Annotated in this window: 14 protein-coding genes; 6 read left to right on the top strand and 8 right to left on the bottom strand. The window is 68.2% G+C overall.

Going from position 1 to position 17,855, the window contains the following annotated elements:
- Positions 1 to 42 precede the first annotated feature (42 nt).
- From HWX14_RS15495 to HWX14_RS15480, 4 genes are all read right to left on the bottom strand, one after another.
- Positions 43 to 1,578 (bottom strand): catalase, encoded by a 1,536-nt coding sequence (locus tag HWX14_RS15495; RefSeq protein ID WP_175883498.1) that lies wholly within the window; start codon positions 1,576 to 1,578, stop codon positions 43 to 45.
- Positions 1,579 to 1,815: 237 nt separating this feature from the next.
- Positions 1,816 to 3,303 carry an efflux transporter outer membrane subunit gene (locus HWX14_RS15490; RefSeq protein ID WP_175883497.1) on the bottom strand — a complete coding sequence of 496 codons (1,488 nt, stop codon included), beginning with the start codon at positions 3,301 to 3,303 and terminating at the stop codon, positions 1,816 to 1,818.
- 13 nt (positions 3,304 to 3,316) lie between these two features.
- Positions 3,317 to 4,903, bottom strand: coding sequence for an MDR family MFS transporter (locus HWX14_RS15485; protein ID WP_175883496.1), 1,587 nt, complete (start codon positions 4,901 to 4,903; stop codon positions 3,317 to 3,319).
- Positions 4,896 to 6,020, bottom strand: coding sequence for an HlyD family secretion protein (locus HWX14_RS15480; RefSeq protein ID WP_175883495.1), 1,125 nt, complete (start codon positions 6,018 to 6,020; stop codon positions 4,896 to 4,898). The genes HWX14_RS15485 and HWX14_RS15480 overlap by 8 nt, the downstream gene beginning before the upstream one ends.
- A gap of 91 nt (positions 6,021 to 6,111) precedes the next feature.
- On the opposite strand from HWX14_RS15480, the gene HWX14_RS15475 reads away from it, so the two are divergent.
- Complete coding sequence (locus tag HWX14_RS15475; RefSeq protein ID WP_175883494.1) at positions 6,112 to 6,948, top strand: CerR family C-terminal domain-containing protein; 837 nt, start codon at positions 6,112 to 6,114, stop codon at positions 6,946 to 6,948.
- A gap of 33 nt (positions 6,949 to 6,981) precedes the next feature.
- Here the strand turns inward: HWX14_RS15475 and HWX14_RS15470 are convergent, their stop codons facing one another.
- Both HWX14_RS15470 and HWX14_RS15465 read right to left on the bottom strand, forming a co-directional pair.
- A complete protein-coding gene (locus tag HWX14_RS15470; RefSeq protein ID WP_175883493.1) occupies positions 6,982 to 9,447 on the bottom strand; it encodes a mechanosensitive ion channel domain-containing protein in 2,466 nt (821 codons plus the stop codon).
- Between the two features lie 333 nt (positions 9,448 to 9,780).
- Entirely contained in the window at positions 9,781 to 10,740 is a 960-nt protein-coding gene (locus HWX14_RS15465) for an LLM class oxidoreductase (protein ID WP_175883492.1), read from the bottom strand.
- A 1,088-nt stretch (positions 10,741 to 11,828) separates the two neighbouring features.
- Between HWX14_RS15465 and HWX14_RS15460 the strand changes: the two genes are divergently transcribed.
- The 4 genes from HWX14_RS15460 (at position 11,829) to HWX14_RS15445 (ending at position 15,436) form a co-directional block, all read left to right on the top strand.
- Positions 11,829 to 12,743 carry an NAD-dependent protein deacetylase gene (locus HWX14_RS15460; RefSeq protein ID WP_244130232.1) on the top strand — a complete coding sequence of 305 codons (915 nt, stop codon included), beginning with the start codon at positions 11,829 to 11,831 and terminating at the stop codon, positions 12,741 to 12,743.
- Complete coding sequence (locus tag HWX14_RS15455; RefSeq protein WP_175883490.1) at positions 12,740 to 13,381, top strand: DUF938 domain-containing protein; 642 nt, start codon at positions 12,740 to 12,742, stop codon at positions 13,379 to 13,381. Before HWX14_RS15460 ends, HWX14_RS15455 begins: the two co-directional genes overlap by 4 nt.
- Positions 13,382 to 13,478: 97 nt before the next feature.
- Entirely contained in the window at positions 13,479 to 14,891 is a 1,413-nt protein-coding gene (gene gndA / locus HWX14_RS15450) for an NADP-dependent phosphogluconate dehydrogenase (RefSeq protein ID WP_059582863.1), read from the top strand.
- 200 nt (positions 14,892 to 15,091) lie between these two features.
- Entirely contained in the window at positions 15,092 to 15,436 is a 345-nt protein-coding gene (locus HWX14_RS15445; RefSeq protein WP_175883489.1) for a DUF4148 domain-containing protein, read from the top strand.
- A gap of 110 nt (positions 15,437 to 15,546) precedes the next feature.
- On the opposite strand, the gene HWX14_RS15440 is transcribed toward HWX14_RS15445, so the two are convergent.
- Entirely contained in the window at positions 15,547 to 15,867 is a 321-nt protein-coding gene (locus HWX14_RS15440) for a hypothetical protein (RefSeq protein ID WP_174388753.1), read from the bottom strand.
- Positions 15,868 to 16,290: 423 nt separating this feature from the next.
- Between HWX14_RS15440 and HWX14_RS15435 the strand changes: the two genes are divergently transcribed.
- Positions 16,291 to 17,025 carry a peptidoglycan DD-metalloendopeptidase family protein gene (locus tag HWX14_RS15435; RefSeq protein WP_175883488.1) on the top strand — a complete coding sequence of 245 codons (735 nt, stop codon included), beginning with the start codon at positions 16,291 to 16,293 and terminating at the stop codon, positions 17,023 to 17,025.
- A gap of 65 nt (positions 17,026 to 17,090) precedes the next feature.
- Here HWX14_RS15435 and HWX14_RS15430 read toward each other — a convergent pair whose 3' ends face one another.
- Complete coding sequence (locus tag HWX14_RS15430) at positions 17,091 to 17,729, bottom strand: Pr6Pr family membrane protein (protein WP_175883487.1); 639 nt, start codon at positions 17,727 to 17,729, stop codon at positions 17,091 to 17,093.
- Between the last annotated feature and the right edge of the window lie 126 nt (positions 17,730 to 17,855).

Here is a 17,855-nt window from a genome sequence, read left to right as displayed (position 1 = left end):
CGGCGCGTTTCGCACACGTCGGCAGCGGCCGGAGCCGCGGGATCAGTTGTCGCTCAGCTTCGCCGCAAGCGACTGCACTTGCTGGACGTTCGCGTGAACGGCCTGCGCGAGACGCGTACCGTAATCGGCGTCGGCCTTGTAGAAGTACGACAGCATCGCGTACTGGTTCTGCGCGTTCTTCACCTGGCCGAGATCGCCGGACAGCGCGGTGACGAGGTCGTCCTTGTCCTGCTGCGACAGGCTCCGGTAGTACTCGCCCGCCTGACGGAACGGCAGCTTCTTGCGGATCGCTTCCTGTTGCGTCGTGCCGCTGAGCGCCATGCGGACCGACTTGTACTGCGGATCCTGCGCGAGTTCGTTCAGCGTCGACGGCTCGTAATTCACCTCGCCCTTGCGGTCGCCGGCGTTCATCGCGCCGTCCTGGTTGTTGTTGACGACCGGCACGACCGGGCGGTTGATCGGCAGGTCCATGTAGTTCGCGCCGAGCCGGTACAGCTGCGTGTCGGCATACGCGAACAGGCGATCCTGCAGCATCCGGTCTTCGGACGGTTCGATCCCCGGCACGAGCCGCGACGGCGCGAACGCCGATTCCTCGGTCGACTGGAAGTAGTTGTCGGGCACGCGATTGAGCGTCATCGTGCCGATCTTGCGTTCAGGCACGCCGGTCCACACCTTCGTATCGTCGAGCGCGTCGAAGTCGAAGCGGTTCAGGTCCTTCGGCGTGAGCACCTGCACGTATAGATCCCACTTCGGGAAATCGCCCTGTTTCAGCGCGCCGTACAGGTCGTTCGTCATCAGGTTCCAGTCGCGGCCGATCGACGCGGCGATCTCTTGCGGGCGCAGGCCGTGCACGCCTTGCTGGCTCTTCCAGTGGAACTTCACGTAATGCACGTCGCCCTGCGCATTGACGAACTTGAACGCATGCACCGCGAAGCCGTCCATGCGGCGATACGAATCGGGCATGCCCTCGTCCGTGTACAGCCTCGTCAGCATGTGGGTCGCTTCGGGCGTGTGCGCGAAGAAGTCGAACGCGAGGTTCGGATCCTGCACGCCGGTCACCGCGCTCGGTTTGTTCGCGTGCACGAAGTCGGGGAACTTGATGCCGTCGCGAATGAAGAACACCGGCCAGTTGATGCCGACCATGTCCCAGTTGCCCTGCTGCGTATAGAACTTCACCGCGAAGCCGCGCGGGTCGCGCGCCTGCTCCGGCGAGCCGCGATAGCCCATCACGGTGGAAAAGCGCACGAACACCGGCGTGCGGGTGCCCGGCGTGAAGACTTTCGCTTTCGTCAGGTCGGAGATGTCGGCGCTCGGCACGAATTCGCCGAATGCGCCGGTGCCGCGCGCATGCACGACGCGCTCCGGAATGCGCTCGCGATCGAAGCGCTGCAGTTTTTCGATGAGCGCGGAATCCTGCAGCAGCACCGGGCCGGCCGGGCCGGCCGTCTGCGAATTCTGGTTGTCGCCGACGGGCGCGCCGGTGTCGCGCGTGAGTTCGGCGGCGTAAGGAGAGGCGGAGAGTGCCACGCAGATTGCGGCGACTGCGTGCCGCAGCACGCGATGGGAAGATGAGGACATGACGATGGAACTCCTTGAATCCGATCGGTGGTGGGGAAGCCGACTGAATTAGAAGAGATCGTCAGACGATTGGCTAATTGATATTCGATATGTTTTCGATAGCCGTGGGGGTCGATGCGGCGCGAGCCCGTTCGTTGCGCAAGAAACGAAGCGGGATTGTTGCGCGCGCAATGAGTTATTGCCGGATTGTTTCGACGAGCATCATGCATGGGTCGTGCATGATTTGCGTCGGCGCGGTCAGCCGGCACTTGCCTGCCACCCGAGCCCGAGGCTCTTCTGCACGGACACGTAGTCCTTGACCAGCTCGGCTTGCCCGGCGATCACGTTCTGCTGCGCGGCCAGCGCTTCGCGTTGCGTATCGAGCAGGTCGATCATCGACGCGACGCCTGCGCGATAGCGCTGGTCCATCAGCGTGCGCGAATGCACGGCCGACGTCTGCACCTTCGTCAATGCGACCACATGCTCGCGCTGATGCCCGTAACGCTGCAGTGCGGTATTGGCGTCCTGTAACGCAGCGAGCACGGCCTTCTGATAATTCGCTTCCGCTTCGTCGCGCGACGCTTCGGCCGCGCGTACCGCGCCGCGCGTGCGCCCGAAATCGAGAATGTTCCATTGCAGGTATGGCGCACCGACCCACGTGAAATTCTGTTTGCGGAACAGGTGGCCGGGGTCGGTCGCGCTGAAGCCGAGATCGCCGAGCAGCGTCACCTTCGGGAAATAGTCGGCGACATGCTCGCCGATCTGCGCATGGCTCGACGCGAGCCGGCGTTCGGCCGCGCGGATGTCGGGGCGTTGCTTGAGCAGCGTGGCCGGATCGCCGATCGCGACGCTGCCGGGCAGCGTCGGCAAGGCCGCGTCCGGGGTGGATAGCGCCGCGTCGAGCGCGCCCGGCGCGCGGCCTGTGAGGATCGCGAGCCGGTCGAGCGATTCGGTCACCTGGGCATCGAGCGGGATCAGCGACGCGCGCGTGTTCTCGACCTGCGTGGTCAGCCGCTCGATGTCCGCATCGGCCGCGACGCCGCGCGCGCGGCGCTGCTGCGTGAGATCGAGCATCCGTTGCTGCAGCTCGGCGGTGCGCCGCGACAGCGCAAGCCGTTGCTGCTGATCGCGCAGGTCGACATACGCATTCGCGACTTCGGCCGCGATCGACACCTGCGTGTCGGCAAGATCGGCATCGACCGCCTCGGCCTGCGCGGACGCGGCTTCGACCGCGCGGCGCGTGCCGCCGAACAGGTCGATTTCCCAGGTCGCGTCGAAGCCCGCCGAATAGAGTTGCAGCGGCCCCGAGCCGCCGAGCGACGGCGACGCGCCGCCCGACTGGCCCGAGCCGTTCGACGGCAGCAGCGAGCCGAGCGCGCTGACGTCCGGTTCGCGCATGCGGATCGCCGCGACGGTGGCCGACGATTTCGGCATCTGCGCGGCGCGCTGCTGCGAGAGCTGCGCGCGTGCCGCGCGCAAGCGCGCCTGCGCCGCGTGCAGATCGGGGTTGTACACGAGCGCGGCAACGATCAGCTGGTCGAGCTGGCGATCGTTCAGCGCGTGCCACCACGCGCTCGGCGCGGGCGCGGCGGTGTCGACGCCGGTGGCCGGCGCACGCACGAAAGTCGGCGCATCCGGCGCGGCGGGCGCGCCGCGGTAGTCGGGGCCGACCGTGCAGCCGGCGAGCAGGCACGCGGCCGCGCACAGGGTGAGCGCGGGGCGGCGGGGCAGGGAGAAGGGTTTCATCGCGTATGACGGGTCAATGGCCGGACGACATCGGTTGCGGCCCGCGCGGCGTTCTCAGCAGCAGCGCGAGCGGCACGCAGGCGAGCAGCGCGAGGCCCAGCAGATAGAAGGTTTCGGAATAGGTCATCACGACGGCCTGGATCTGGATCTGCTGCGCCAACTGGCCGAGCGCGCGCAGGTTCGAATACGCGAGATCGCCGGTGTGCGCGAACCAGTTGGCCGCGTAGGTCGACAGTCGATCCTGACCGATCAGCGAGTTCGCGGTCACCGATTCGCGCAGCGCGGCCGTATGGAAGGTCGTGCGCCGGTCGATCACGGTGCCGATGATCGCGAGCCCGATCGAGCCGCCGAGGTTGCGCGCCATGTTGTAGAGCCCGGCCGCATCGCCCGAGTCTTCGCGCGCGACGGCCGCCATCGACGCCTGGTTGAGCGGCATCATCGCGAGCATCTGCGCGAGGCCGCGGATCAGTTGCGACCACACGAAATCGTGGCCCACGCTCTGCGCGGTGAGGCTGATGTCGAGCATGCAGCTCAGGCAGAACAGCAGCAGCCCCGTGATCACGAGGATGCGGAAATCGACCTTGCCGAGCAGGCGCGGCAGGATCGGCATCACGAGAAAGGCCGGCAGCCCCGACAGCAGCATGATCGCGCCGGCCTGTTCCGCGTTGTAGCCGGCGACGATCGCGAGGAACTGCGGCAGCAGGTACGACACGCCATACAGCCCGGCGCCGACTGCGGACACGATCACGATCACGCTCGCGTAGCGCGGATTGCGCATCAGCGACAGCCGCATGATCGGCCGCTTCGCGAAGCGCTGCGACAGCGCGATCAGGACCATCCCGACGAACGATACGACGCTCAGCGTGACGATCATCTGCGATTCGAACCAGCGTTCGCGCTGGCCTTCCTCGAGCACGACGGTCAGCGAGCTGAGGCCGATCGCGAGGCCGAAGATGCCGAGCCAGTCCGCGTTGAAGAACGCGCTCCATTGCGGGCGGTCCGACGGCAGGCCGAACACCAGCAGCGCCATCAGCAGCAGGCATACGGGCAGGTTCAGGAAGAAGCACCAGCTCCAGTTCACGTTTTCCGCGAGCCAGCCGCCGAGCACCGGGCCGAACAGCGGCCCGAGCAGCACGATCAGGCCGAACAGCGTCATCCCGACCGGCAACTGCGACAGCGGCAGGCGCGTGCGGATGATCGTCTGCGCGGTCGGGATCAGCGCGCCGCCGGTGAAGCCCTGGCCGATCCGGCCGGCGATCATCATCGGCAGCGAATGCGACCAGCCGCACATCATCGAGAACGCGATGAACAGCGCGGAGTTCGTCAGCAGGAAATTGCGCAGCCCGAACACGCGCGTGAGCCAGGCGGCGAGCGGGATCATCACGATTTCCGACATCAGGTAGCCGGTCGAGATCCACGTGCCTTCGGTGCCGGTCGCGCCGATTTCGCCCTGGATCTGCGGCAGCGCGGAATTCGTGATCGAGATGTCGAGCGTCGCCATCAGCGCGCCAAGCGCGCCGGCCGAGACCGCGATCCAGTCGGTCACGCTCGCGCGGCCTTCATGCGGCGGCAGGGGTATCGTGGCGGGCGTATCAGCCATGATGCTGCTCGTCGCGGGCCGAGCGCGTATCGACGTCGACCGTCACCGACAGCCCGGGCAGCAGCATGCGTTGCGCGCGGGCATTCGCGGCGAGACGGATGCGCACCGGCACGCGCTGGACGATCTTCGTGAAGTTGCCGGTCGCGTTCTCGGGCGGCAGCAGCGCGAACTGCGCGCCGGTGCCGGGCGCGAAGCTGTCGACGACGCCGGACAGCGCGCCGTCCGGCAGCGCGTCGACATGCAGCTCGACGGGCTGGCCGATGCGCATGTTGCCGATCTGCGTTTCCTTGAAGTTCGCGACGAGATAGATCGAATCGACCGGCACGACGGTCAGCAGGCGCGTGCCGGGCTGCACGTATTGGCCGACGCGCACGGTGCGATCGCCGACGCGGCCCGCGAGCGTGCTGCGCACGATCGTGTTGTCGAGGTCGAGCTGTGCTTGCGCGGCGCTGGCCTGTGCGGCCTCGAGCTGCGCGCGGGCCTGCTGGCGCTGCGCGGTGAACGACGCGATCTGCGTGCGGGCGGCGGCGATCGACGCGTCGTTCGCGGCGAGTGTCGCGAGCGCCTGGTCGCGCGTGCTTTTCAGGTCGGCCACGCGTTCGTGCGTTTCGGCGCCGGTCGCCGCGAGCGGCGCATAGCGCGTGTACTCGTCGCTCGCATGCTGCGCGTTGATGCGCGACACCTTCGCCTGTGCATCGGCCTGCTCGAGGTTCGCGCGCTGCTGGCTGATGTCGGCTTCGGCGCGCGCGATATCGGCGCGGCGGGCGTCGACGGTCGCCAGCGCTTGCGCGAGCGCCACCTGGTACTGGCGGACGTCGAGCCGCACGAGCGGATCGCCGGCCTTCACGGGCTGGTTGTCGCGCACGTAGACGTCGGTCACGTAGCCGGCGACCTTCGGCGCGGCGGTCATGCTGTCCGCCTGCAGGTACGCATCGTTGGTGCTTTCGATGAAGCGGCCGACCGTCCACCAGCGGCCGAGCCACACTGCGCCGCCGACGGCCGCGAGCACGGCGACCACGAGGAGGATGCGCCGCTTCGACCCGCCGTTTCCGGTGCGCGGTTTTGTTCCGTTTTCCTGACGATCTGCTTTCTGTGGCGGGTCTTGTGGCGTCGACATGCGGGATCCAATTTATTCCAAGTGGAAGAATTATTCCAGTTGATAAAATTGTGTCAAGTAGAATGTCGATCGATCGAATGACGAGGAAGGCATGAACGAAGCGAAGAAGCTGCGCCGCACGTCGGCGGGCGGCTACGCGCGCGGCGACGAAACGCGCCAGCGGATCATCGAGGCGGCGATCGAACTGTTCGGCGAACGCGGGTTCGCGGGCGCGTCGACGCGCGAGATCGCCGCGATGGCGGGCGTGAACGCGCCGGCGCTCCAGTACTACTTCGAGAACAAGGAAGGCGTGTACCGCGCGTGCGTCGAGACGATCGCCGAGAACGGCTGGCAGGTGTTCGCGCCGGCGGTCGGCCATGCGTGGGCGATGCTCGACGCCCACGCGAGCGTCGACGCGCTGATCGATGCGTTCGTCGGGCTGCTGCGTGCGCTGTCGGACCGCATGTTCACCGCGCCGAAGACGATGAACCAGCGGATGTTCTTCGCGCGCGAGCAGGGCGGCCAGGAGCCGGCGAGCGCGAGCGAGATCCTGATGACGCGCATGCGCAAGCCGCTGAACGACGTGAGCGCGGAATTGATCGGCCGCGTCACGGGGCGGCCGGCCGACGATCCCGTCACGCGGTTGCGCGCGCTGAGCCTGTTCGGCCAGATCACGGTGTTCCACGTCGCGCAGCGTTCGGCGCTGCAGTTGCTCGAATGGGAGGCGTTCGAAGGCGAGCGCGGGGCGCTGGTGACCGACACGATTGCCGACCAGACGCGCGTACTGCTCGAGCAATGGCATGCGCAGCGCGACGCGGGTGCCGCCGGTCCGGAATCCGCTGCGAAGCGCGCGCAGGGTGCGGCGGCGAAACGACGTGCGGCGAAGCCGGGGGCGGTACCGCCCGCCGCGAAAAGCACCGCGCGCGTGAAGAAGCCTGCCGCGCGTTGAGCGCGGCGGATTACCTGCTCCGGGCGATCGCGATCAACCCGGCTTGCGCGCCGCTTCGTCGGGTGACGGCGGCGGGGCTGCCGTCTCGGCGGCATTCCGCGTATCGGGGCGCGGGTCGTTTTCATCGTTGCCGACGGGCCGCGCCCCGTCCGCATAGGCGACGACGCTGCGCTGCGGATTGGCGATCCGGATCCCGCGTTCGCGGAACGTCTCCGCGATCCGCCGGTTGAATTCGCGCTGCACGCTCCAGCGTGCCGAGTCCGTGCACTGGATCTGTCCGGCCAGCGCGAGCGCCGCGCCGTCGACCTGGTCGATGCCCCAGTAGCTGAAGTCCGACAGGATGCCGTCGTGATACTTCGGATCGTCGCGCAACGCGGCGCCGATTTCCTTCAGCGTCGCGATCGCGCGCTCGATGTCCTCGCCGTACGCGATGCTGACCTTCACCGCCGCGTTGCCGAGCCCGCGATTCGTGTTGTTGACGGTCGTCACCGAGCTGAACGGGATCGTGTACAGCGACCCGTCGCCGGCGCGCAGCCGCACGGTGCGGATCGACAGGTATTCGACCGTGCCCGACACGCCGGCGAGCGTGACCCAGTCGCCGACCTGCATCGCGTTTTCCATCAGCAGGAAGATCCCGGTGATGAAATCCTGCACGAGCTTCTGCGAGCCGAAACCGAGCGCGACGCCGAAGATGCTCGCGCCGGCCAGCAGCGGGCCGACGTTCACGCCGAGTTCGCTGAGGCCCGTCAGCACGACGACGAGCGCGATCATCACGAACAGCAGCGAGCGCAGCATCGGCAGCAGCGTGCGCAGCCGCGCCGCGCGCACCAGGTTGCCTTCGCGCGTCCAGCGCTGCAGCCGGCGCTCGATCGCGATGTTGGCCGCTTCCCACACGACGAGCGCGACGACAGCCGCGATCGCGATCGTCACCAGCGCGGACGCGAGCCGGTGGCCAATCGTGCCCGTCTCGAACGCGCGGAAGATCGGCACGCCCCAGATCTGCAGCAGCAGCACGACGGTCACGACGCCGATCGCCCCCGACACGATCTGGCGCAGCAGCGGGTAGTAGCGGTACGCGTGCAGATGAACGAGCGTGCGGTCGTCGTCGCGGCGCTGGAACAGCCGCGCGAGCGCGCCGAACACGACGATCGACACCATCCGCATCGCGATCATCACCGCGATCGAGCGGCCGCCGAGCGTGATCAGCACGCGGTAGCCGTTGTGGACGTCGAGCGCCCACACGAACCACAGTGCCATCACGATGAAGACCGACACGGGCGCCCACGCGTCCGCGAGCGCGTTGCCGACGACCGTGAAGGTCGGACGATCCGCGCCGGCGGCACGGATCCGGGCCGCGACCGGCCGGCGGCACTGCAGGATCAGCACCGAGATCATCACGTGGCCGACGAGCGCGACGGCCTTCAGCAGCGCGACATGGCCGGCTTCGCTCAGGCCGAAGTTCGCGGCGATCTCGACGGCCGCCGTGCATGCGCCGACCACGATCACGATCCGCGCGATCGAGCGTTGCACGAAAGCGGCCCATGCGTCGCTGATGTGCAGCAGCCGCAACTGCCGCGCATCGGGCTGGAAGAACAGCCGGCTGATGATCGTGATGAGTCGGCAGATCACGTAGGTGTCGATCAACGCTTCGAGTGCGGCTTCGATCGGCGTGTCCGCTTCGACGAGCAACGACATCGTCAGGCTCGCGACGCCGACGAACACGAGCAGCGGCACCGCGCGCAGCGCGAGACTGACGAGGGCGCGCGGCATCCGGTGCAGCAGCGTGGTGTGCCGCCGTGCGTGGCCTCGGCTTTGCGACGACGAGGGAGCGGTGTCTGCGGCTGCGGTGTCGGGCGGGGTGGACGTATCGGACGGCGGCGGCGCGTGGCCCTCGTCCGATGCGGCGGAACCGGATGCGGTGTGGCGCAACGTGTCGGCGCGGCGCGCGGCCACGGTGGCCAGCGCGCGTCGCAGCAGCCGCTTCGCGAGCCATTCGACGACGAGCGCAGGCAGCAGCACCGCGAGGAGGATCCCGAGCGTGTGAGTTAGATCCGCACGCTGGTCCGCGCGCACGAGCTTGTCGCGCCACCAGCTTCCCACCGAGCCGATATCGAGCAGCGAGTGCAGCGATTCCTGCAGCGCGTTGCCGGTCTGGGCGGCCCAGCGCGATCCCTGGCGGACGAGCATCGAGGCGAGCCCGTTCGACGTGAGCGCGGCCGGCGCCGCGGCAGCCGATGCGCCGCTGGCCGCGGGCGCCGCGCTTGCCGGCACCGCGGGTGCGCTCAACGCGCCGACGGCCGCGATCGCGCGCAGCGTCGTTTCGACCTGCGCGCGATCGCGCGGGTTTTCGAGCACGTTCAGTGCCTGTCGCGCCTCTTGTGGCGTCAGCGCGGGCGCGGCGCCGGAGGCGGCCGACGCGGCGGCCGGAGCGGGAGCGGCCGCGTGGGCGGCCGAGGAGACGACGACAGCGAGCAGCCAGCCGAGGAGGATATGTCGCATGGAGTGGGCATGCGGGCGCGTCTCGTCACGCGGCCCGCGAGGCTGAATGATGGACGGAAGTTAACATGATCGCGATCGGGACCGAATAGTTCCGCCGCCGACGATTTGGATCGGGCATGAGCGAGGGGATGCGGGCGTGGGCGGCACATGCCCGCAAGCCGTGTGCCGGATGCAGGCCGTCGGATATCGGAGGAACGTCCTGCTTGCCGGTCGTAAGGCGTCTGTAACGCGTGTTTGCCGATGCCGATGCCAGCCAGCGATGCGCTGCGTGAGCATTCGTCCGGGCGCGATCGACACGTGCATCGCATCAGATGGATTGGGATTCCTGATGAATCACGCGTGCTCGTCGTGAAATACCGGCAACACATGCGCGGCGATTTCTTCGATGACGTCGCGCACGGGCCGGTCCGATCCAGGGTTCAGCGTGACATGGTGCGTGCCTGCCGCGCGCATGTCCTGCAGGATGTCGACCAACGCGCGGCGCCCGGTGGCATAGCCGAGCGGCAGCGCGGTGGCGGGCGTATCGGGATGCGCGGCGAGGTCGAGCCGCATCGATACGCCGAACGCGCGAAATTCCGGCGACGCGAGCCGGTCGACCGCCGCGCGCCACATCGAATAGCGGGCGCGCTGCGTATCCGGATCGCGGTGATACGTCATCCAGCCGATCGAGTGCCGGGCGATCCAGTCGACGCTCTGTCCGCCCGAGCCGACCGCCAGCATCGGCACCGCGTCGCCGTCGCGCGGCAGTAGCGTGAACTCGGGCGCATCGGGCGGCGCTTCGTCCGGCAGCACGCGCGACGGCACGCCGAGCGCGGCCGCGACGACGTCCCAGTGTGCGCGATAGCGGTCGCGCCGCGTTTCCGCGTCGACGCCGAACGCCGCATATTCGGGCGGCCGGTCGCCGGAGCCGAGCCCGAGGATGAAGCGCCCGCCCGACAGCGTCGCGACCGACAGCGCACCTTTCGCGATATGCAGCGGATGACGCAGCGGCAGCACGATCGCGCCGCTCGCGAGCGCGATCCGGCGCGTGCGCGACGCCAGTGCGCCGAGCAGCACCCACGGGTCGAGATGGCCGACCGGGTCCGGATAGTCGGCGCTGTTCAGCGGTACGTCGCGAATCCACAGCGCGCGAAAGCCGAGCGAGTCGGCCAGCGCCGCGAGCTCGAGCTGTTCGTTGAAGTCCGCGACGATGTGGCCGCTGCGAAGCAGCGGAAGCGTGAGGCCGATCGACAGCCGTCCGGCCGAGAAGACGGAATGTGCGACGTCCGGGCGGGCAGGAGCGGGTGGGGTCATGGCGAATCCTTGGCGTCGAGGCAGCGGGAACGTGCGGCGCTCGGTGTCCGAATGCTAGCGTGTTTGCGCGATGCACGAGCGGGGCGGCCAAGCCTCTCACCGAGCGACCCGCAGTGTCGCGCCACGCGAAAGGGCAACGCCAGGCGCACGGGTCCGCTCGCGCCGCGACGCGCAATGTGGGGCAATTGTAAGGCGGCCGGCCGCTCCGCGCGGCGGCGATGCGACGATGCCGGCCGCCACCGGCGGTGCGTTTCAGTTTCGAAACGTTCGCGCTTTCTGAAGGGGTGCGATGCCTGCCCGCGGCCTGGCCGGTGCCCGCGAGGCCTTGCGGCATGAAGCATGGTGCGCTCCTTGCATGGTTGTAGGGGCCGTGAGCGCGATCGCGGGTGCAGTCGGCCCGACCATCGCTTCAGTGGGTCGGACGTATCGAGGACGGGGACAAGAGAATGAAAAAAGACCGAAACGCAACGTGTCGTGTTGCAAACATGAATCGCCGACCTGCCAGGGTATTCGCTTCGCCGTTGATTGCGGCGACGTGAGCGAGCGGCTTTCCGTTCCATCCGAGCAGTCGGGTTCGTTCTGAACGACGGCGTGCCTGCGTGACGCACGCGTTCGACCAGTGCCGGTCGGCCGTCCAGCATGAACCGCGAACGCAGGCGGATGGCCCCGGCCTGGATCCTGGAATCGTCATGCCATGGCGCCACGCACGTCGTCGCGCGGCGAATGCGTTTGCGCGCCGCGCATTGCGTCGGCATGACGAGCCCGCCGAGCAGGATCGGGTCGGGAAAGCCGATGACGCGCCGAGGTGCGCGGCAGGGCGGAACACGCGAAGTCCCGGGGAGCGTCCGTCAATCGCGGTATGGCGGATGTCGCAACATTGTGCTGTCAGTTGATCCACTACCCCGATGGATCAATTGTTGAAGCGCCCGTCGCCGAGCGGCGATGGGCGTCTTTTTGCGTGCGCCGCGTGCGCCGGCTTGCCGCGGCGGCGGCCCGCCCGATCGCACGGCGTTCTGTATCATGTGCTGGCGTGTCTGGCCGCCCGTGCGGGCGCACGGCCTGCCGGCGCGACCGATCACGTTGCCAACATGAACGACAAAGCCTTGCCCGACTCCTCCATCGCCGACCTCGATCCGGCCGCGCTCGATGCGCTGCAGACGTTCGTCGAGCGTCATCCGCGCCTGCTCGTGCTGACCGGCGCGGGCATCAGCACCGATTCCGGTATTCCCGGCTACCGCGACCGCAACGGCCAATGGATGCGCTCGCCGCCGATCCAGCTCCACGAATTCCTCGGCTCCGATGCCGCGCGGCGCCGCTACTGGGCGCGCAGCATGATCGGCTGGCCGGTCGTCGGCCGCGCGCGGCCGAACGGGGCGCATGTCGCGCTGGCGCGGCTCGGCGGCGCGGGCCGGATCGAGCGCCTCGTCACGCAGAACGTCGACGGCCTGCATCAGCGCGCGGGCAGCGACGACGTGATCGAGCTGCACGGCGGCATCAACGGCGTGACCTGCCTCGAATGCGGCGCGCATCACGCGCGGGCGACGATCCAGACCGTGCTCGAAACCGACAATCCCGAACTGCTGGGCGCGCAGGCCGAGCCGGCCGCGGACGGCGATGCGCATCTCGAATGGGCCGCGCTCGATACGTTCCGCATCCCGGCGTGCCCCGCGTGCGGCGGCCTGCTGAAGCCGGCGGTGGTGTTCTTCGGCGAGAACGTGCCGCGCGAGCGCGTGGCGCTGGCGTCGCAGGCGCTCGACGCGGCCGACGCGCTGCTCGTCGTCGGCTCGTCGCTGATGGTGTATTCCGGCTACCGCTTCTGTGTGTGGGCGCAGGCGCAGCACAAGCCGGTCGCCGCACTCAATCTCGGCCATACGCGCGCCGACCCGATGCTGACGCTGAAGATCGAGGCGCACTGCGCACCCGCGCTCGACGCACTCACGGCGCGGCTGGGTCTCGGGCGCAACAGCAACAGCAGCAGCAACACGACGGAGCATGCATCGTGACCGGCGCCGCCTCTTCGCCCGATCCGTCCGCGCGGCTGTCCGCGCCCGCGGCCGAACGCAATCGCGGGCCGATCCTCGACGTGCTGCGTCGCGTGCTGCCGGCGAACGGCAGCGTGCTCGAAATCGCGAGCGGCACCGGGCAGCACGTCGTTCACTTCGCGCAAGCGTTGCCGGGCCTGCACTGGCAGCCGAGCGATCCCGACGCGCACGCGCGGCGTTCGATCGCCGCGTGGGTCGCGCATGCGGGCCTCGCGAACGTCGCCGCGCCGCTCGCGTTCGACGTACGCGACACGCCGTGGCCGGTCGCGGCGCTCGACGCGATCGTCTGCATCAACATGATTCACATCTCGCCGTGGGCCTGTACGGAAGCGCTGTTCGCGGGCGCGTCCCGCGTGCTGCGGCCGGGCGGCGTGCTGTTCCTGTACGGCCCGTACCGTCGCGAAGGCCGTCATACGGCGCCGTCGAACGAAGCCTTCGACCTGCAGTTGCGCAGCCGCGACCCGTCGTGGGGCGTGCGCGATCTCGAGACCGTGGTCGCGCTCGGGCTCGATCGCGGGCTCGACTGCATCGAGGTCGTCGAGATGCCGGCGAACAACCTGAGCGTCGCGTTCCGGCGCCTGCCGCACGCGGAGCAATGACACGCAAGCGGGCAGCGCCGCCGGGTTTCCACTATCCTTTCGCCTGTGCGCGCGGCCCGGCTCGGGTCGCGCCCCGTTTTTTCCGGAGAATTGACTAATGGGCAAACAAGCAATCGGTGTGATCGGGCTCGCGGTGATGGGCCGCAATCTCGCACTCAATATCGAGAGCCGCGGTTACGCGGTGTCGGTGTACAACCGCAGCCGCGAGAAAACCGACGAACTGATCGCCGAATTCCCCGGCCGCAATCTGGTGCCGACCCATACGCTCGAGGAATTCGTCGCGTCGCTCGAAACGCCGCGCCGGATCCTGATGATGGTGAAGGCCGGGGAAGCGACCGATGCGACGATCGCGTCGCTCAAGCCGCTGCTCGAGAAGGGCGACGTGCTGATCGACGGCGGCAACACGCACTTCACCGACACGATCCGCCGCAATCAGGAACTCGCGCAGTCGGGGCTGCATTTCATCGGCACCGGCGTGTCGGGCGGTGAAGAGGGCGCGCTGCGCGGCCCGTCGATCATGCCCGGCGGCCAGCGCGACGCGTACGATCTCGTCGAACCGATCCTCAAGCAGATCGCCGCGAAGGCGCCGTCGGACGGCGAGCCGTGCGTCGCGTACATGGGCCCGGACGGTGCGGGCCACTACGTGAAGATGGTCCACAACGGCATCGAATACGGCGACATGCAGCTGATCGCCGAAAGCTACTCGGTGCTGAAGGACGTCGCGGGCCTGACCAACGACGAACTCGGCGCGGTGTACACCGAATGGAACCAGGGCGAGCTCGACAGCTACCTGATCGAGATCACGTCGAAGATCTTCGGCAAGAAGGACGAAGAGACCGGCAAGCATCTCGTCGACGTGATCCTCGATCGCGCCGCGCAGAAGGGCACGGGCAAGTGGACGAGCCAGAACGCGCTGGATCTCGGCGTGCCGCTGCCGCTCATCACCGAGTCGGTGTTCGCGCGCGTGCTGTCGTCGCTGAAGACCGAGCGCGTCGCGGCCAGCAAGATCCTGTCGGGCCCGGCCGCCGCGCCGTTCGACGGCGATCGCGCCGCGTTCGTCGAAGCGGTGCGCCGCGCGCTGTACCTGAGCAAGGTGATCTCGTACGCGCAGGGCTTCGCGCAACTGCGCACCGCGTCGGAGGAATACGGCTGGAACCTCGATCTCGGGACGATCGCGAAGATCTTCCGCGCGGGCTGCATCATCCGCGCGCGCTTCCTGCAGAAGATCACCGACGCCTATGCGAAGGACCCGGCGCTCGCGAACCTGCTGCTCGACCCGTACTTCAAGGACATCGCCGCGAACTACCAGACCGCGCTGCGCGACGTCGTGGTGGCCGCGGTGAAGGCCGGGGTGCCGGTCCCGGCGTTCGCATCGGCGGTCGCGTACTTCGACAGCTACCGTTCCGAGCGGCTGCCGGCGAATCTTGTGCAGGCGCAGCGCGACTTCTTCGGCGCGCACACGTTCGAGCGCACCGACAAGCCGGGCAGTTTCCACGCGAACTGGTCCTGACCGGCTGGCGGGGGTAGCATTGTTGCGAAAATCTATACTCTGAATAGGGTTTTTCTATTCGGGATGCCAGCATTGTTGGCTCCGGGGAAACAGTGTTTTCGTTCTTTCATGGTTTTCCCTAGGTGCTGCCGGGACTAAACTCTGTTCCATCGCTGCAGACATGGTGTGTGCGGCGGAGCAAAAAAATCCCGGAGGTAATCATGAAATCGCTGATCGCAACGTTCGCTGCTGCTGCTGTCCTCGCCGTCCCCGCCGTCTCGTTCGCCCAACAGAACGCGCCCGTCACCCGTGCCCAGGTGAAGGCCGAACTGGCCCAGCTGCAACAGGCCGGCTACAAGCTGGGCAGCGACCGGACCAACTACCCGGAAGGCATCCAGGCTGCTGAAGCGCGTGTGAACCCGCAACAGAACGTCGCCGCCGCCGACACGACCGGCTACGGCGCACAACCGGCCGCTGGCCAGGAATCGGGCGCACCGGCTGCTGCCAAGACCGGCTGGCAAGTCAAGCGCATCGCTGACGGCGCACCGGTCTACAAGGGTCGTTAATGGTACGGCCGCGCTGGCGACCGCATCCGACCCCCTGTAGTACGAAAGCCCGTCGTTCCGCATAGCGGAACGACGGGCTTTTTCATGGGCGGCGCGCCATGCGCTGCCGTTCAGTGCAGCGGGCGTCGGCCGCGCCCGATATCGCGGAACAGCGCTTCGGCCGGTTCCAGCACCTGCAGCCACGTTTCGTCGTAACCGCTCAGCGTGTCGAGCGCGTCGCGCAGCCGTTCGATCGCGAGGACCGGCAGCTCGACGCTGTGGCGCGTGGCGCCGGTCAGGTGCGTGACGCTCGCCAGCTGGACGAGCGCGTCGGCCGCTTCGGCCACGTCGGTCGCGAACAACAGGTGCCGGTTGAGCAATTCGACCAGACTGCTGGAACCGGCGAAATCGTCGGCGTCGAGCTGCACGGAGAGAAACGTCGCGTTGTTCATTGTCATGCTCCTCGTTGTCGTTGGATCGCGCTGCGCAACACCGAGTATAGGCGGCGATCGGAGCGGACAATATGACGGCGCCGATACGGCACGCGAGGGCGGCCGCGTCCGCGAAAAACCCCCAAGCGTGCGTCGGGCGCCCCGCCCGGCACGGCTCGCAGGCCGCCCGCGCGCCCGCGCGACGCCGCAAGATTGTTTCCGGACCGGGCAACTGTCGAGGCCCTGACCGCGACAAATGGTATCTTTGCCGATCGGGACGACGCGAAAAAAGGGCCGGTGAGCACTTCGCGCCGACGTTCCGCTGTGGAAACTGACGGCCGCGAAAGCGGTCGGATACTGATTGATCCGGCCGTTCGGCCGGACATCGTGCGTCGCGCGCCGGGGGGCGGTGGGCGGCGCAACGACGCAAATCCGGGAGGACCCTTGAGAGAAACTATTCCCATCCACGACGCGCTCACGCGCTGGCTGCCGCAGGCGGCGCTCGTCGCCGCGGCCATCGCGCTGACGGGCTGCACGATGACGCCGTGGACCGACAACTGGCAGCCCGCGCGCCAGCCGGCGCCCACGTCGGCGGCGACGCCGGGCGTGATCGCAGGCTATTACCGCGTGAACCCGGGCGATACGCTGGCGGGCATCGCGAACGCCTACGGGCAGCGCGTGCAGGACGTCGCCAGCTGGAACCACCTGGCGCCCACGGACGCCGTGTTCCCGGGCCAGGTCCTGCGAGTCGCGCCGCCGCCGGCCGCGAACGCGTACGGGCAGCCGCCCGGTGCGGCCGCCCAGCCGGGCTCGCTCGCATGGCCGGCCACGGGCGTCGTCGCGACGCCGTTCTCGGCCGGCAAGACGCGCGGCGTCGTGATCGCCGCCTCCGGGCCCGACCATTCGGTGCGGGCCGCGGCAAACGGGCGGGTGGTGTACGCCGGCTCCGGCGTCAAGGCGTACGGTCCGCTCGTGATCCTGAAGCACGACAACGGGCTCATCACGGCCTACGGGCACAACGGCAAGCTGCTCGTCAACGAAGGCGACGCGGTGCGCCAGGGCCAGCCGGTCGCCGAAATGGGCACCGACGCAAGCGGTCGTTCGACGTTCGAGTTCGAAGTCCGCCAGAACGGCAAGGTCGTCGATCCGATGAACTTCCTGCCGCGCAACGGCGGCTGATCGCCGGCCGCGCCACGTGTGCGCCGGGCGGCGCACACGTTCCTGCCTCCTTCACTGTTCCACCTTCATCCTTCCTCGAGCGTCGCGCGGCCGGACTGTCCCGCACGATTGCCGAGCCAGCAAATGCCCAGCGCGAGCGCCGCCGCGCCGAGCGCGATCAGCGAACACTGGATCGCGACCGGCAGGTAGCCGTGCGGCCGCGGATCGACGAACGGGTAGGGATACCAATCCTCCACCGCGCCGCGCACGAGCGTATAGCCGAGATAGACGACCGGAAAGCCGAGCCACGCGAACGCACTGCGTCGCGGAATCGGCGAGCGCGGTTCGACATACAGCCAGTCGCACAGCATCACGAGCGGCACGATCCGGTGCAGTACCCAGTTGTTGAACGCCGGCGTGACGTGGCGCAGCGCATCGAGCCGCGCGAGCAGCAGCTCGTAGACGATCGCGGTGATCAGCACGTACAGCACCGCCGCGCCGCGCATCGATTCGTAGCGGGCCGAGCCGGGGCGCGCGATGCGCCACAGCCCCGCGGCCAGCATCGCGGCCGCGTAGAGGCTGCTCAGTTGCGTGAAATAGCTGAGGTAGTTACCGAGATGAAAGTTCGGCAGGCGCCAGTAGTCGGCGACACTGTGCAGCGTGGTGGACACCGCGAGCAACGCGGCGATCAGCCGGTAGGCCGCAACGAAGAACGCTTTGCTCATGATGCCCGCGCGCCGTCGCACCAAAGCTTCATCGTGCCACAGCCGCCCCGGCGCGCGATGCGGACTTTCCATAGGGCGGCCTTGCGCGGCGCGCGTTGACGATTCGTCGGATATTTGATCGCGCCG

This window comes from Burkholderia sp. BCC0044 (assembly GCF_902832955.1).
Classification (GTDB): domain Bacteria; phylum Pseudomonadota; class Gammaproteobacteria; order Burkholderiales; family Burkholderiaceae; genus Burkholderia.
The sequence above is the reverse complement of the archived record's forward strand: the minus strand, read 5'-3'. Positions and strand labels throughout refer to the sequence as shown.

What these genes read in the sequence shown, in the direction of transcription:
- HWX14_RS15490 (WP_175883497.1), bottom strand. Translation starts at nt 3,303, where the DNA reads ATGAAACCCTTCTCCCTGCCCCGCCGCCCCGCGCTCACCCTGTGCGCG.
- HWX14_RS15445 (WP_175883489.1), top strand. Translation starts at nt 15,092, where the DNA reads ATGAAATCGCTGATCGCAACGTTCGCTGCTGCTGCTGTCCTCGCCGTC.
- HWX14_RS15480 (WP_175883495.1), bottom strand. Translation starts at nt 6,020, where the DNA reads ATGTCGACGCCACAAGACCCGCCACAGAAAGCAGATCGTCAGGAAAAC.
- HWX14_RS15470 (WP_175883493.1), bottom strand. Translation starts at nt 9,447, where the DNA reads ATGCGACATATCCTCCTCGGCTGGCTGCTCGCTGTCGTCGTCTCCTCG.
- HWX14_RS15485 (WP_175883496.1), bottom strand. Translation starts at nt 4,903, where the DNA reads ATGGCTGATACGCCCGCCACGATACCCCTGCCGCCGCATGAAGGCCGC.
- HWX14_RS15475 (WP_175883494.1), top strand. Translation starts at nt 6,112, where the DNA reads ATGAACGAAGCGAAGAAGCTGCGCCGCACGTCGGCGGGCGGCTACGCG.
- HWX14_RS15440 (WP_174388753.1), bottom strand. Translation starts at nt 15,867, where the DNA reads ATGAACAACGCGACGTTTCTCTCCGTGCAGCTCGACGCCGACGATTTC.
- HWX14_RS15465 (WP_175883492.1), bottom strand. Translation starts at nt 10,740, where the DNA reads ATGACCCCACCCGCTCCTGCCCGCCCGGACGTCGCACATTCCGTCTTC.
- HWX14_RS15495 (WP_175883498.1), bottom strand. Translation starts at nt 1,578, where the DNA reads ATGTCCTCATCTTCCCATCGCGTGCTGCGGCACGCAGTCGCCGCAATC.
- gndA (WP_059582863.1), top strand. Translation starts at nt 13,479, where the DNA reads ATGGGCAAACAAGCAATCGGTGTGATCGGGCTCGCGGTGATGGGCCGC.
- HWX14_RS15430 (WP_175883487.1), bottom strand. Translation starts at nt 17,729, where the DNA reads ATGAGCAAAGCGTTCTTCGTTGCGGCCTACCGGCTGATCGCCGCGTTG.
- HWX14_RS15460 (WP_244130232.1), top strand. Translation starts at nt 11,829, where the DNA reads ATGAACGACAAAGCCTTGCCCGACTCCTCCATCGCCGACCTCGATCCG.